Genomic DNA, 12,438 nt, shown 5'->3' on the forward strand with positions numbered 1-12,438 from the left:
ACGCCGCCAATGAGTTCAGAAGCTTTGCCTTCCCAGCAGCCCCGTCCCTTCCTTCGCAATCGAACCGACGGTCATGTCATCGAGTGCAACGGCGAAAAGGCGATCATCCATGCAAAGTCCGGACCATCCGTCTCTGCGTCGGAGGACTACTGGACGGTAGGCCAGCTCATCTCGATACAGGTCGCTCACAGCCGCGTTGTCGGCCTTGTCTACAAGGTCGATCTTCCCAACGCCCAATGGGAACCTGGCGAAGACCAGATCATTCACGTCCACATCGAACTCGTCGGGCAGGTCGATACGCTCAGCGACGGGACGCTGCGGTTCTCCTCCGGCATCGCCACCTATCCCTATATGGGAGCGGTGGGGCACCGTATTCGCTCGGAAGACCTCGCCGCAATCTATAACGCTACGATGACCAACACCGTGTCGGTCGGTCACCTGTCGCAAAATGCCGATATTCCCGCCCTGATCTCCATCGACAGCCTCGTATCGCGCCATTTTGCCGTCCTCGGCAGCACCGGCGTCGGCAAGTCTAGTGCGGTCTCGCTGCTCCTGCGCAAGATTATCGCCCAGCGTCCCGATCTGCGCGTCCTGATCCTCGATCCGCACAATGAATTTTCAAGTGCGTTTCCCGAGCACGCCATTTCGATCGATTACACCACATTCGACCTGCCGTACTGGCTGTTCCGGCTGGAGGAATTCGCCGAGGCAGTCTTCCGCGGGCGCCCATCGGTTGCAGCGGAAGTCGATATATTGCGTGATCTGATCCCGCTCGCCAAGGAGCGCTTTGCCAGCGCGGAAGGAACTACCAGCGCATCGCTCCTCAAAAAGGACCGCGATTATTCTTCCATGACGGCCGATACGCCCTCGCCGTACCGGATCACCGACCTGATAAAGCTTATTGATGAGCGTATCGGCCAGCTCGAAGGCAAGCCGGACCGGCCGACGATGAAAGCGCTGAAGCAGCGCTTGCAGGCGCTTGTCGCCGATCCGCGCTACCGCTTCATGTTCTCGGCGCCGACGACCATGGACACGATGCGCCAGACGATCGGCCACATATTCCGCATACCGAAGAACGACCGGCCGATCTGCGTTTTCCAATTGGCCGGCCTGCCATCCGAAGTCGTGAACTCCGTTGCGTCGGTACTATGCCGCCTGGCGTTTGACCTTGCACTTTCGAGCGACGGGCGCGTGCAGACCCTTGTCGTGTGCGAAGAAGCACACCGCTATATTCCTGCCGATCCAAATGGCGGTTTCTGGCCGACGCGCCAGGCCGTTGCCCGCATTGCCAAGGAGGGACGCAAATACGGCGTCTATCTTGCCGTCATCACGCAGCGCCCGGGCGAACTCGACCCGACGATCCTGTCTCAGTGCAGCACGGTCTTCGCCATGCGGCTCGGCAATGAGCGCGACCAGGAAATCATTCGCGGCGCCATTACAGGCGCGTCGCAGAGTACGATCGGGTTTCTTTCGTCCATCGCCAATCGCGAGGCCATAGCCTTTGGGGAAGCTGTTCCGACCCCGATGCGCATGATGTTCGAGACGATTGCGCCGGATCAATTGCCTGCCGCGCACATGGCAAGGACCCAGCAATCGTCCCGGCTTGGCGATACACATGTTTCGCTCGACATGATCCTGACGCGCATGCGCCAGCTCAATGCCGCGGAAAACAACAGTGGCGACGACAGCGACTTCGACGATCTGGATGGGATAATGGCTCACGCGACGCCGCAATCGTTTGCAGCGCCACGTCCTCAACCACCAGTCGCGACAGATCCCGTGCGCGCGCAATGGCGGACGCTCGATGCGGCGATGCGCAATGACGAGCAAGCCAAGCCGCAGCAGGAAAGTAGCGAACGTTTCCGGGCCAGCGATCTCATCCGCACCTTCCGCACCGACAAGCCCTGATCAAGGATAGGCCAGGCGCTCCCAATCGTCGCCGAGCTGGTTGCGAAACCACGTCATTTGCCGCTTGGCATATTGGCGCGTGGCGACAATGGCGCGATTGGCCGCTTCCTCGGCGCTCGACCTGCCTTCAATGACTTCCGCTATCTCCTTGACACCGATCGCCCGCATCGCAGGCAATTCGTTTGGCAGTTGCAGGGCCAGCAGTTGGGAGACCTCCTCGATCGCGCCCGATGTCATCATGGTTTGAAAGCGCATGGCAATGCGCTCGCCGAGCCACGCCCGGTCCGGATCGATGACGATCTTGCGCGTCGTCCGGGGATCGATCAGCGGGCGTCCGGTCTCCTTTTGCCAATCCACGATAGAACGGCCCGATGCATCGATAACCTCCAGCGCACGCACAATCCTTTGGCTGTCCGAGGGCCGCAAGATCGATGCAGCCAGTGGGTCCTTCCCGGCAAGGATCGCATGCAATTTGTTGGCTCCGTGCTCCGCGTCATGACGCCGCCAGTGCGCTCTGATTTCTGCGGGAATATCCGGCATGGCCGAGAGCCCGCCCAAAAGCGCCCGGAAATAAAGTCCTGTGCCGCCCACAAATACGACAGGCTTGTCTGACAGTTCCGCACGCCCCAGCAGCGCTTCGACATCTGCAAGCCAGCGGCCGGTCGAATAGGAAAATGCAGGCGGAACATGGCCGTAGAGATAATGTGGCGCGATCTCGAGGTCGTGGGCACTCGGCCGCGCGGTCAGAAGGTTCAATATGTCGTAGACCTGCATTGAGTCGGTGTTGACGATCACCCCGCCCGCTTCCCTTGCCAAACGAAGCGCAAGCGCCGACTTGCCGCTTGCCGTCGGTCCAGCTATCAGGATCGCCTGTCTTGTCACATCAACCGCCCGATCGGAAATTGTCCCATGCCTTTGATGGCCACCCTCATCGCAAATCCCGCCATGGCGGGCCTTTCGCCTTCGCTCGGGATTAAAGCCTCGGCGGCGGTCAATGCAACAGGTGTTTATTGGCTGGCCGATGGAATCGCCTGCGATATTGCGCTGAAAGATGGCACCGACCCGACTGAGGCCCATGCGCTGCTTGCGGATGCGCTCGGCGGCAGCCCCATCGATATCATCGTGCAGGACCAGGATGTACGGCGCAAGAAGATCCTGATTGCTGACATGGACTCCACCATGATCCAGCAGGAATGCATCGACGAACTCGCCGAGGAAGCAGGCCTGCGCGACAAGGTTGCGGCCATCACGGCAAGGGCAATGAACGGGGAGATCGCCTTCGAGCCAGCCTTGCGCGAACGTGTTTTGCTCTTGAAGGGCCTCCCCTACAGTGTCATCGACAAGGTCATTGCCAGCCGCATCACGCTGATGCCGGGCGGTCCTGAACTGGTGCGGACGATGAAGAAATTCGGCGCCTATACCGCCCTCGTTTCCGGCGGCTTCACGGTGTTCACCCAGCGCATAGCCGATATGATCGGCTTTCACGAAAACAGCGCCAATACATTGCTTGACGACGGAAAGATGCTGACCGGCGAAGTCCGGGAGCCCATTCTTGGCCGCGAGGCGAAGGTCGCCGCCTTGAAATCGATCTGCGACCGTTTCAACCTGTCGCCAAGTGAAGCGATTGCCGTGGGCGACGGAGCCAATGACCTCGGCATGCTGCAGCTTGCCGGAACCGGCGTGGCGCTTCACGCCAAGCCTGTCGTTGCCGAGCAGGCACGCGTTCGCATCGACCACGGTGACCTGACAGCCCTGCTTTACGTGCAAGGTTACCGCAAGACAGATTTCGTAATTTGAGGCGGCGGGCTAGCCCGCCGCGCTCCATCAATCCATCTGCAGTGTAACGAACCGCAACTCGCCGGTTTTTGAAGCCAGCATGAGCAGCGCGTTCTTGCGGCCCTCGTCGCGCAGCTTTTCGATGCGTGCCGCGACGTCCTCAGGCGTCGAAACCGTTTCCTGCGCGATATCGACTATGACGTCGCCGGCTTCGATACGCTTGTTGGCGGCAATCGAGTCTTTCTGCACTTCGGTGACGAGAACACCCTGCACTTCCTTGGCGATGCCGAACGACTTCCGGCTGTCATCGTCGAGCGACCCGAGGGTCATGCCGAGGACATCGACGCCGTGCAGGGCATTGTTGTCCTCGCCCTGACTGGATTGATCATCCTTCTTGGCCTGCTGATCGGTATCTTCGAGCCTGCCGAGCTTGACCTTGACGGTCTGCTCCTTGCCCTTGCGGATGACGACGACATCGACTTCCTTGCCAACCGGGCTCTCCGCGACCACGCGCGGCAGGTCCTTGACATTGTTGACCTCCCTGCCGTCGAAACGCGTGATCACGTCGCCGGCAAGAATCGAACCATCGGCGACGGGGCCGCCATCGATGATTCCGGCGACGAGCGCGCCCTTGCTCGACGGCATACCGAGGCTTTCGGCAATCTCGTCGGTAACCGGCTGAATGCGCACGCCAAGCCAGCCACGGCGGGTTTCACCGAACTCGCGCAACTGGGCGATGACGCCGGAGGCAAGCTCTGCCGGAATGGCAAAGCCGATGCCGATAGACCCGCCGGTCGGCGAAATGATCGCAGTGTTGATGCCGATCACCTCACCGTACATGTCAAACAGCGGGCCACCGGAATTGCCCCGGTTGATGGCCGCATCCGTCTGAATGAAGTTGTCATAGGGTCCGGAATTGATATCGCGATTGCGCGCCGAGACAATGCCGAGCGTAACCGTGCCACCGAGGCCGAACGGATTGCCGATGGCCATAACCCAGTCGCCGATCCGCGTCTTGGCGGAATCGCCGAACTTGACAGCAACGAGCTTGTGCTTCTCCGGATCGACCTTCAGCACGGCAAGATCAGTCTTCGTATCCTTGCCGACGAGTTCTGCCTTGAGCTTCGAGCCGTCGTTGAAATTGACTTCAATCTCGTCGGCGTCGGCGATCACGTGGTTGTTGGTGACGACGATGCCTTGCGCCGCATCGACCACAAAGCCGGAGCCAAGCGACTGGACCTGATGCGAGGGATTGTTCTGTCCGGGCTTCTGCTTGCCGAAATACTCATCGAAGAATTCCTGGAAGGGCGAGCCTTCCGGAACCTTCGGCATGGGTACCGGACCTGACTCGCCATCCTGACCCTTGACGGTCTGGGAGGTCGAAATGTTGACCACGGCGTCAAGAAGCCCTTCGGCAAGATCAGCGACGGAAGCTGGACCTTGAGCCCGCGGCTGCAGGCTGTTCGGTACCGGCGCCGCCTGCGCCTGCGCAAATGCGTGATTGACCGACAAGGGAGTAGTGCCCGCTGCAACCAATGCAATCAGCGCCGCTGCTGCCGTGGTGGAACGGAAGAAGGTGCGACCAGTGTTTAGAACCATGCGTTCGGTCCCCTATCGGTTAACGTGGAAATAATACAACAGAACGGTGAGAGTAGACAAAAATATGGCCGCCGACACAAAGGTTTGATGAACGGCGGCCTTGACCACTTATCTGCGTGCAAGCCAGACGATGGCAACACCGATCGCCACCGCCGCCACGCCGGCGATCCGCAGGAACCCGTCAGGCTGCTCGCTGACGTCGCGTGCGACGCGCTTGGCTACCACGGGAAAACAGCCGTAGAGCACGCCCTCGAACACGAGGAACAGCCCTACGGCATCGAGAAAGTCTACCATGAGAGCCTGCCCCTATTGCGGGGCAGGCGCAGGAGCGGCCGGCGCCGGCGAGGTGGCGCCGCTCACCGGAGGAAGGTTTCCATTCGAGTTCTGGAAATAGCGGAAGAACTCGGAATTGGGCGAAAGCACCATCGTCGTTCCAGTATTGTCGAGAGCGGTGCCATAGGCCGTCATCGACCGGTAGAACGAGAAGAAATCCGGATCCTTGGAGAACACTTCGGCAAAGACGCGGCTGCGCTCACCTTCGCCCTCGCCTCGCATGATTTCCGATTCCTTGCGGGCTTCGGCGATGATCTCGACCACCTGGCGGTCGGCGATCGCCTTGATTCGCTGGGCTGCTTCACGGCCGCGGGCGCGCAGGCGTTCGGCTTCCGCAAGGCGCTCCGCCTTCATCCGGTCGAAGGTCTGCTGCGAGACTTCCTGGGTGAGATCAGTCCGTCGTATACGTACGTCGGTGATCTTAAGGCCAAGCGATTCCGCATCGGGACGCAGCTGTTCACGTACCTCATGCATCATGCCGGCGCGCTCATCAGACAGCGCAGCCTCGAAACCGCGCAAACCATAGACACCACGCAACGAGGCATCGAGACGGGTACGCAGGCGGGCTTCCGCCAGTGTAACGTCACCCGACACGGTCTGCCGGAACTTACGCGGGTCGGTGATCTGGTAAACGAGGAAGGCATCGACTTCGTAGAACTTGCCGCCGGAGACCTGCACGCGGATATTGTCGAGTTCGAAGCTCAGGAGACGATCTTCGATCATCTGGACATTGTCGGCCTCGAGGAAGCCGAACGGCAATTTGAAATAGATGCCAGGATCGGATTTCACATCGACGATCTGGCCGAAGCGCAGAACGATGGCTTGCTGACCGGCGCGAACGACGAAGATCGACGAATAGACCAGCAAGGCGACTAGTGCGATGAGGCCGACGATGATGGGGAGGCGGTTCTGGGTCATTGCTTCGCCCCCTCGGCTGCCGGACGCTGCTGCTGCTTGGTCAGTTCCGTCAGAGGCAGATAAGGAACGACGCCCTGGCCGCTCTGATCGACAATCACTTTATTGGAGTCCTTCAGGACACGCTCCATTGTTTCGAGGAAAAGACGCTTGCGGGTAACCTCCGGCGCCTTCACATATTGATCGTAGACAGAGGTAAAGCGCTGCGCCTCACCCTGAGCTTCCTGCACGATACGGTTCTTGTAGGCGGCCGCATCTTCGCGGATCTGTGCGCCCTCACCGCGGGCCTGACCGAGTTTCTGGTTGGAATACTGGTTCGATTCTTCGACAAAACGGTCTTCGTCCTGCTCGGCGCGCTGTACTTCGTCGAAGGCATCCGCAACCTCGCGCGGCGGTGCCGCATCCTCGATCGATACGGCATTGATCTGCATGCCAGCGCCATAATCGTCGAGCGTCTTCTGGATAATACCGCGCACGTCGTTGGCAATGCCCGCACGATTGTCACGGAAAATGTCCTGCGCCGGACTGCGGCCGACGATCTCGCGCATGGCGCTCTCGGACACCTGCTGCACCAGATTCTCCGGGTTTTCGACATGGAAGAGATAGGCGACAGGATCGGAAACGCGGTAGAGCACGGAGAACTGGACGTCGACGATATTCTGGTCGCCCGATAGCATCAGGCCTTCCTTGGCGCCGCGTGCGCCCTGACCGCCGATGTTCTTCTGTTTTTCGACGATCTCGACCTTTTCATAGGATTCGATCGGCCAGAAATGGAAATGCAGGCCAGGTTCGGCGATATCGGGCTTCGGCTTGCCGAAGCGCAGTTCAACGGCGCGCTCATCCGGCTGCACCGTATAGACCGACTGGAAAAGCCAGAAAGCAACGAGAACGAGGGCTGCAATCCCCCAAAAAGCAGGGCTGCCGCCGGAACCCCCAGGCAGAGCCTGACGCAAACGATCCTGACCGCGACGGAGTATGTCTTCGAGGTCCGGCGGATTACCGCCACCGCCCCCTTGCGGCTTCTGGCCCCATGGACCCCCACCACCACTATTGTTACCGCCGCCACCCCATGGGCCGCCGCCGCCGTTCTGATTACTCCAGGGCATTCCTACCTCATATTTTGAAGGAAAACGCCAACCCCTTGGCTTCCTCCCACTGTCACGATGTCCCGTTTATAGGGATGGCAGGGCACGCTTTCAACGCGCGCGGCCGGATTTCGCGCGAATTTGGTAAAAAGCCGAACGATTATGGTTCCTTATCACGATATTTTCATATCGCGCGCAGTTTATACGCGCACTCAGCGGCGCTCGTAGACGGCAAACCGCGTCGGATAATTGTCCTTCTCGCCAGCCGGGAATTCCTCGCTGGAAACCTCGGCCCAGATCTTGGGATCGATCGGCGGAAAGTGCACGTCGCCATCGATGTCAGCGAGCACCCAGGTCACGTAGAGCCGGTCGACGCGGTTCAAGGTCTGGCGAAAGATTTCGCCCCCACCAATGATGCAGATCTCGTCGACCTTGTCGGCAGAGGCATGACTGCCGGCCACGACCAGCGCTTCATCGACGGAGCGAACCGCAATGACGCCATCGACTCCGAAGGCAGCGTCGCGCGTTACGACGATATTGGTGCGTCCGGGCAACGGGCGGCCGAGCGAATCCCAGGTCTTGCGGCCCATGATGATAGGCTTGCCCATTGTCGTCGCCTTGAAGCGCTTCAGATCCGAGGACAGCCGCCAAGGCAGGCCGTTCTCTCGTCCGATGACGCCGTTTTCGGCAATTGCAACCACGAAACTGATCATGCTGACATCGTCCGTTCTTAATGAGCACCCGCGACGAAAAAACCTAAACGGCGATCGGCGCCTTTATGCTGGATTCGGCGACGTAATCTATCAGACGGAAATCGTCATATTTGAAGGCAAAGAGGTCCGTTACCGCCGGATTGATGTGCATCTTCGGCAGGGGACCGGGCGTTCGGCCAAGCTGCAACCTGGCCTGTTCGAAATGGTTCGAATAGAGATGCGCATCGCCAAGCGTGTGGACAAAATCGCCGGGCTTCAGGCCTGTTACCTGCGCCACCATCATCGTCAGCAGCGCGTAGGAGGCGATGTTGAAGGGTACGCCCAGGAAAATATCGGCCGAGCGCTGGTAGAGCTGGCAGGAAAGCTTTCCATCCGAAACGTAAAACTGGAACAGGCAATGGCATGGCGGCAGGGCCATCTCGTCGACAAGCGCCGGATTCCACGCCGAAACAATCAGGCGCCGCGAATGCGGGTTGGTCTTTATCGCCTCGACCACATTGGCAATCTGGTCGATGTGCCGCCCATCGGCGGCCGGCCAGGAACGCCACTGGTAGCCGTATACCGGCCCAAGGTCGCCGTTCTCATCGGCCCACTCATCCCAGATGGTGACACCGTGCTCATTCAAATAGGCGATGTTGGTATCGCCCTCGAGAAACCACAGCAACTCATGGATAATGGACTTGAGGTGGAGCTTCTTCGTCGTCAGCAGCGGGAAGCCTGCCGAAAGATCAAACCGCATCTGGTAGCCGAACACGGAACGTGTCCCGGTACCGGTCCGGTCGCCGCGGTCGACGCCTGTGTCCAGGACATGCTGGAGAAGATCGAGATAAGTGCGCATGCCTCCTTCTTAGCAGATTCGACCGGCGAAAAACCATCGCTTTCGCCAATCCACAGTATCCCGGCTTCAGAGCGCATGAGGGCATAAGCCTCGCGTATGAGCATCAAGCTCTGATCGCTTCGATCTGTCTGAAGTCGTTCGACATTTGCCTTTTGATGACCCGCCATTTTGAATTTGATTGAATAGCAAGAGCGCATGTGATTACCCATGGCAGCTAACATCGCGGTGAAGTGGGCCGGCTGCTACCCCAAGTGTCGGATGCGGCATCCGGCGATGTCTTTGCCGGTTTTCTCCACAGGACGGATCCCAGCCGTCGCAATTTCGAGAGCAAATGAGGTCCATGAAAATTATCGTCGTCGGCGCCGGCATTATCGGCGCATCAATTGCCCGCTCGCTGGCGAAAGCCGGCGCTGAAGTCACCGTGCTCGCCGAGCACGCGGGCGGCGTTGCGACCACTGCTTCTTTTGCCTGGATCAACGCGAGCTGGGGCAATCCGGAACCCTATTTCCGGCTGCGACGTAGCGCGATGGCTGAGTGGCGGCAGCTTGCATCGCAATTGCCGGACATGCCGCTGCGCTGGTGCGGCAGCCTGTGCTGGGACCTCGCGCCTGATGAATTGCATGCCTATCTGACCGAGCACGGACGCTGGGGCTACGATATCAGGCACGTTGGCCGTGCTGAGGCTTCCAATCTGGAGCCAAACCTCGCAGAACATCCGGACTTCGCGGTTGCCGTTGCGGAGGAAGGCGCAGTCGAGCCGGTCGACGCCGCGCGCATACTGTTTGCTGATGCGCGAGCCCACGGCGCAACGTTGATCGACAATGTGACCGTCACCGCCCTGCGCGAGGAAGGTGGGCGTATTACCGGCGTCCGGACCTCTTCCGGTGAAATGACGGCCGACATGGTGGTGCTCGCCGCCGGAGCCGCTGTTACCAAGCTTGCGGCGTCTGTCGGCGTTACAGTGCCGCTTGAGACGCCGCCCGGTTTGATTGTTCATTCCAAGCCAACACGGCAGCGTTTGAATGGATTGGTGATTGCGCCCGAAGTCCACATGCGCCAGACGGCGGCCGGGCGTATCATTGCCGGCAGCGATTTCGCGGGAAGCGAGCCCGGCGTTGATCCTGGCCAAACCGCGGAAGCTCTCTTCGCCAAGGTCAAGGCAATGTTTCGGGATGCGGACGATCTTGCCCTTGAGTTTCACACGATAGGATATCGCCCGACGCCTGCGGACGGATTTCCCGTCATTGGCCGGCCAGAAGGTTGCGACGGCCTTTACATTGCCGTCATGCATTCAGGTGTCACCCTCGCCCCCTTGGTAGGAACCATGGTCGGCGGCGAAATCATGACGCAGGCTGTAGATGAACGCCTCGCGCCTTATAGGCTGGAGCGATTTGAAGTCGCCGGCCGCGCGGCCTCCTGACGCAAAATCCCCGGCGCACGGCCAGGGATTTCACATCGATCAGGAAAGCGTGGATCAGAGGCTTCCGAGGGCGCCGAGTGCTTTCGCCGTCAAATAGTAGAAGGTGACACGGCTCTTGGTGTTGTCAGCCTTCATGGCGGCACAAACCGACTCGATGGCGGCTTCTGCCTTGGCGGTGTCGGTGAGGCCAAGTTTCTTTTCTACCCAGTTGGTACGTACCCGCTTAAGTTCATCAGGGTCCGTGCAGGATACCAGCGACGAGTCGCGGTTGCGCAGGGCAATGCCGAGGTGCTTGACGATCTTGGCAACAGTCGCCTCATCGGCAGCTGCGTCGTAATGGCGTACATCCTTCAAATAGTCAGTCATGGAAATTCCCCTGCTTGCTGGGTGCAATGCCCCGCATTGCAGCCTCCCTGAAACCTGAAGACGCCTCGCGACTGGCCGACGCATGAGGCGGTGACTCTGTATACGAGTCGAAACATTCCCCAGCAACGATTTGAAGTCAATGCACTCTTTCAATTCAACAAATCAGGCCCTATATAAGTCGTGCCGGCTTCGGTCGGCTATGGTGATAAACGGACGATGCAATAAGCCCATTGGACCCGGGGGCAGTACCCGGCGCCTCCACCACAATGCAGCCGAGGCGCTGCCTTGTGGCGGGGGCGACACAGGATCGACAAGGGTGTAAAGATCGCTCTTTTGCCCGGCATTGTACCACCGTTATCGGGCTAACTCAGTAGTTGCAAACGACAACTATGCGGAAGCACGTCTCGCCGCTTAATGCGGTGCGATAGCTTCAAATCAAGTCCTAGGGGTTCGCACTTCTAGGCGGGGTTCGGAGGCACCTGGCAACAGAAGCCTCCACTTCCCTCTCTGCTTCTTTTTAACAAAATTCGCCTCGGACCTCGCCCGATGGACGTCTGCATTTGTCGACGACCGCTTGACCGCCGTTAACGCAAGGTGTATTAAACTCACAAGTTAAATAACCATTCGGTTCCGTTAAGATGACGCCTGATCGACTCGACACAATATTTTCAGCGCTCGCTGACCCAACGCGCCGTGCAATCCTGGCACGCTTGTCGCTTGGAACGACCTCGGTCACTGAACTCGCGCAGCCGTTCGACATGTCAGGACCTGCAATTACCAAACATCTGAAGGTGCTTGAACGGGCGGGCCTTGTGATCCGAAGCCGTGAAGCGCAGTGGCGACCCTGCAGCCTCGATGCCAAGCCTTTGAAGGAAGCGACCGACTGGCTCGAACGCTACCGCCAGTTCTGGGAAAGCAGCTTCGACCGACTGGAAGACTATCTGCACGAAGTACAAAACAACGGAGAGCAAGATGGCTGATACCAATAGGGCCCACGTGACGAATGACACTGCGGGACGCATCCTTACCATCACACGACTGTTCAATGCGCCGCCTGCCATCGTCTTCACGGCCTTCGCCAACCCGAAACGGATGATGCAGTGGCTCGGTCCGCGTGATTATCCGGCAACCCAGGTGGAAGCGGACTTTCGCGTTGGCGGCAAGTGGCGCGCGTGCCTCGATTCGGCAGCGACGGGGAAAAAACTCTGGCACGGCGGCGTCTACCAGCAGATTGTACCCAATCGAACACTGGCCTTCACCTTTGCCTGGGACCAGGAGGACGGTAAGCCTGGAAACGAGACCCTTGTCCACATCACCTTTGAAGATCAGGCGGCGAAGACGCTGATGACATTCCGCCAGAGCGTTTTCGAGACGGCGGAAAGTTGCGACGGCCATGTCACCGGCTGGAACAGCGCCTTCGACCGCCTCGAAGCTCTGCTCGCACGCGAATAATTCGGACTGCAAATCGGGGTGGCGATGGTTCGT

Annotated in this window: 12 protein-coding genes, 1 other RNA gene and 2 pseudogenes; 7 read left to right on the forward strand and 8 right to left on the reverse strand. The window is 59.4% G+C overall.

Going from position 1 to position 12,438, the window contains the following annotated elements:
* Window positions 1–9: 9 nt before the first annotated feature.
* Window positions 10–1,908, forward strand: coding sequence for an ATP-binding protein (locus tag HQ945_RS10695; protein WP_113280299.1), 1,899 nt, complete (start codon window positions 10–12; stop codon window positions 1,906–1,908).
* Here HQ945_RS10695 and miaA read toward each other — a convergent pair whose 3' ends face one another.
* Window positions 1,909–2,811 carry a tRNA (adenosine(37)-N6)-dimethylallyltransferase MiaA gene (miaA, locus tag HQ945_RS10700; protein WP_425500651.1) on the reverse strand — a complete coding sequence of 301 codons (903 nt, stop codon included), beginning with the start codon at window positions 2,809–2,811 and terminating at the stop codon, window positions 1,909–1,911.
* 6 nt (window positions 2,812–2,817) lie between these two features.
* On the opposite strand from miaA, the gene serB reads away from it, so the two are divergent.
* Complete coding sequence (gene serB / locus HQ945_RS10705) at window positions 2,818–3,705, forward strand: phosphoserine phosphatase SerB (protein ID WP_113280297.1); 888 nt, start codon at window positions 2,818–2,820, stop codon at window positions 3,703–3,705.
* 27 nt (window positions 3,706–3,732) lie between these two features.
* On the opposite strand, the pseudogene HQ945_RS10710 reads toward serB, so the two are convergent.
* The 6 genes and pseudogenes from HQ945_RS10710 to HQ945_RS10735 all read right to left on the reverse strand — a co-directional run.
* A pseudogene (locus HQ945_RS10710) lies at window positions 3,733–5,130 on the reverse strand (DegQ family serine endoprotease); the annotation flags it as partial.
* Window positions 5,131–5,391: 261 nt separating this feature from the next.
* On the reverse strand, window positions 5,392–5,577 hold the full coding sequence (locus tag HQ945_RS10715; protein ID WP_113280295.1) for a DUF2065 domain-containing protein: 186 nt from the start codon (window positions 5,575–5,577) through the stop codon (window positions 5,392–5,394).
* Window positions 5,578–5,589: 12 nt separating this feature from the next.
* A complete protein-coding gene (hflC, locus tag HQ945_RS10720; RefSeq protein ID WP_113280294.1) occupies window positions 5,590–6,534 on the reverse strand; it encodes a protease modulator HflC in 945 nt (314 codons plus the stop codon).
* Window positions 6,531–7,637, reverse strand: a complete 1,107-nt coding sequence (gene hflK, locus HQ945_RS10725; RefSeq protein ID WP_027231857.1) for an FtsH protease activity modulator HflK — start codon at window positions 7,635–7,637, stop codon at window positions 6,531–6,533. The genes hflC and hflK overlap by 4 nt, the downstream gene beginning before the upstream one ends.
* 191 nt (window positions 7,638–7,828) lie before the next feature.
* Window positions 7,829–8,329: a dihydrofolate reductase gene (locus tag HQ945_RS10730; protein ID WP_091922233.1), complete on the reverse strand. Its 501-nt coding sequence runs from the start codon at window positions 8,327–8,329 to the stop codon at window positions 7,829–7,831.
* A 43-nt stretch (window positions 8,330–8,372) separates the two neighbouring features.
* On the reverse strand, window positions 8,373–9,167 hold the full coding sequence (locus HQ945_RS10735) for a thymidylate synthase (protein WP_027231859.1): 795 nt from the start codon (window positions 9,165–9,167) through the stop codon (window positions 8,373–8,375).
* 191 nt (window positions 9,168–9,358) lie between these two features.
* Here HQ945_RS10735 and HQ945_RS23135 point away from each other — a divergent pair.
* Both HQ945_RS23135 and HQ945_RS10740 read left to right on the forward strand, forming a co-directional pair.
* A pseudogene (locus HQ945_RS23135) lies at window positions 9,359–9,502 on the forward strand (DinB family protein); the annotation flags it as partial.
* A 5-nt stretch (window positions 9,503–9,507) separates the two neighbouring features.
* Complete coding sequence (locus HQ945_RS10740; RefSeq protein WP_425500640.1) at window positions 9,508–10,587, forward strand: NAD(P)/FAD-dependent oxidoreductase; 1,080 nt, start codon at window positions 9,508–9,510, stop codon at window positions 10,585–10,587.
* A gap of 54 nt (window positions 10,588–10,641) precedes the next feature.
* Here HQ945_RS10740 and HQ945_RS10745 read toward each other — a convergent pair whose 3' ends face one another.
* Complete coding sequence (locus tag HQ945_RS10745; protein WP_027231861.1) at window positions 10,642–10,953, reverse strand: DUF2853 family protein; 312 nt, start codon at window positions 10,951–10,953, stop codon at window positions 10,642–10,644.
* A gap of 143 nt (window positions 10,954–11,096) precedes the next feature.
* Here HQ945_RS10745 and ssrA point away from each other — a divergent pair.
* The 3 genes from ssrA to HQ945_RS10755 all read left to right on the forward strand — a co-directional run bounded on the left by ssrA (window position 11,097) and on the right by HQ945_RS10755 (window position 12,405).
* Window positions 11,097–11,453, forward strand: a transfer-messenger RNA (tmRNA) gene (ssrA, locus tag HQ945_RS22690).
* 138 nt (window positions 11,454–11,591) lie between these two features.
* The gene (locus HQ945_RS10750; RefSeq protein ID WP_027231862.1) at window positions 11,592–11,933 is read left to right on the forward strand and encodes an ArsR/SmtB family transcription factor; all 342 of its coding nucleotides are present in this window, start codon (window positions 11,592–11,594) and stop codon (window positions 11,931–11,933) included.
* Window positions 11,926–12,405 (forward strand): SRPBCC family protein, encoded by a 480-nt coding sequence (locus HQ945_RS10755; RefSeq protein ID WP_091922237.1) that lies wholly within the window; start codon window positions 11,926–11,928, stop codon window positions 12,403–12,405. The genes HQ945_RS10750 and HQ945_RS10755 overlap by 8 nt, the downstream gene beginning before the upstream one ends.
* The last annotated feature ends 33 nt before the right edge of the window (window positions 12,406–12,438 follow it).

This window comes from Phyllobacterium pellucidum, assembly GCF_013327855.1.
In the GTDB taxonomy this organism is placed as follows: Bacteria; Pseudomonadota; Alphaproteobacteria; order Rhizobiales; family Rhizobiaceae; genus Phyllobacterium; species Phyllobacterium pellucidum.

Excerpts from the sequence above, each read along its gene's own strand:
- HQ945_RS10750 (WP_027231862.1), top strand. The coding sequence starts at position 11,592 with ATGACGCCTGATCGACTCGACACAATATTTTCAGCGCTCGCTGACCCA.
- HQ945_RS10745 (WP_027231861.1), bottom strand. The coding sequence starts at position 10,953 with ATGACTGACTATTTGAAGGATGTACGCCATTACGACGCAGCTGCCGAT.
- HQ945_RS10735 (WP_027231859.1), bottom strand. The coding sequence starts at position 9,167 with ATGCGCACTTATCTCGATCTTCTCCAGCATGTCCTGGACACAGGCGTC.
- HQ945_RS10755 (WP_091922237.1), top strand. The coding sequence starts at position 11,926 with ATGGCTGATACCAATAGGGCCCACGTGACGAATGACACTGCGGGACGC.
- hflK (WP_027231857.1), bottom strand. The coding sequence starts at position 7,637 with ATGCCCTGGAGTAATCAGAACGGCGGCGGCGGCCCATGGGGTGGCGGC.
- hflC (WP_113280294.1), bottom strand. The coding sequence starts at position 6,534 with ATGACCCAGAACCGCCTCCCCATCATCGTCGGCCTCATCGCACTAGTC.
- HQ945_RS10730 (WP_091922233.1), bottom strand. The coding sequence starts at position 8,329 with ATGATCAGTTTCGTGGTTGCAATTGCCGAAAACGGCGTCATCGGACGA.
- HQ945_RS10740 (WP_425500640.1), top strand. The coding sequence starts at position 9,508 with ATGAAAATTATCGTCGTCGGCGCCGGCATTATCGGCGCATCAATTGCC.
- serB (WP_113280297.1), top strand. The coding sequence starts at position 2,818 with ATGCCTTTGATGGCCACCCTCATCGCAAATCCCGCCATGGCGGGCCTT.
- HQ945_RS10695 (WP_113280299.1), top strand. The coding sequence starts at position 10 with ATGAGTTCAGAAGCTTTGCCTTCCCAGCAGCCCCGTCCCTTCCTTCGC.
- HQ945_RS10715 (WP_113280295.1), bottom strand. The coding sequence starts at position 5,577 with ATGGTAGACTTTCTCGATGCCGTAGGGCTGTTCCTCGTGTTCGAGGGC.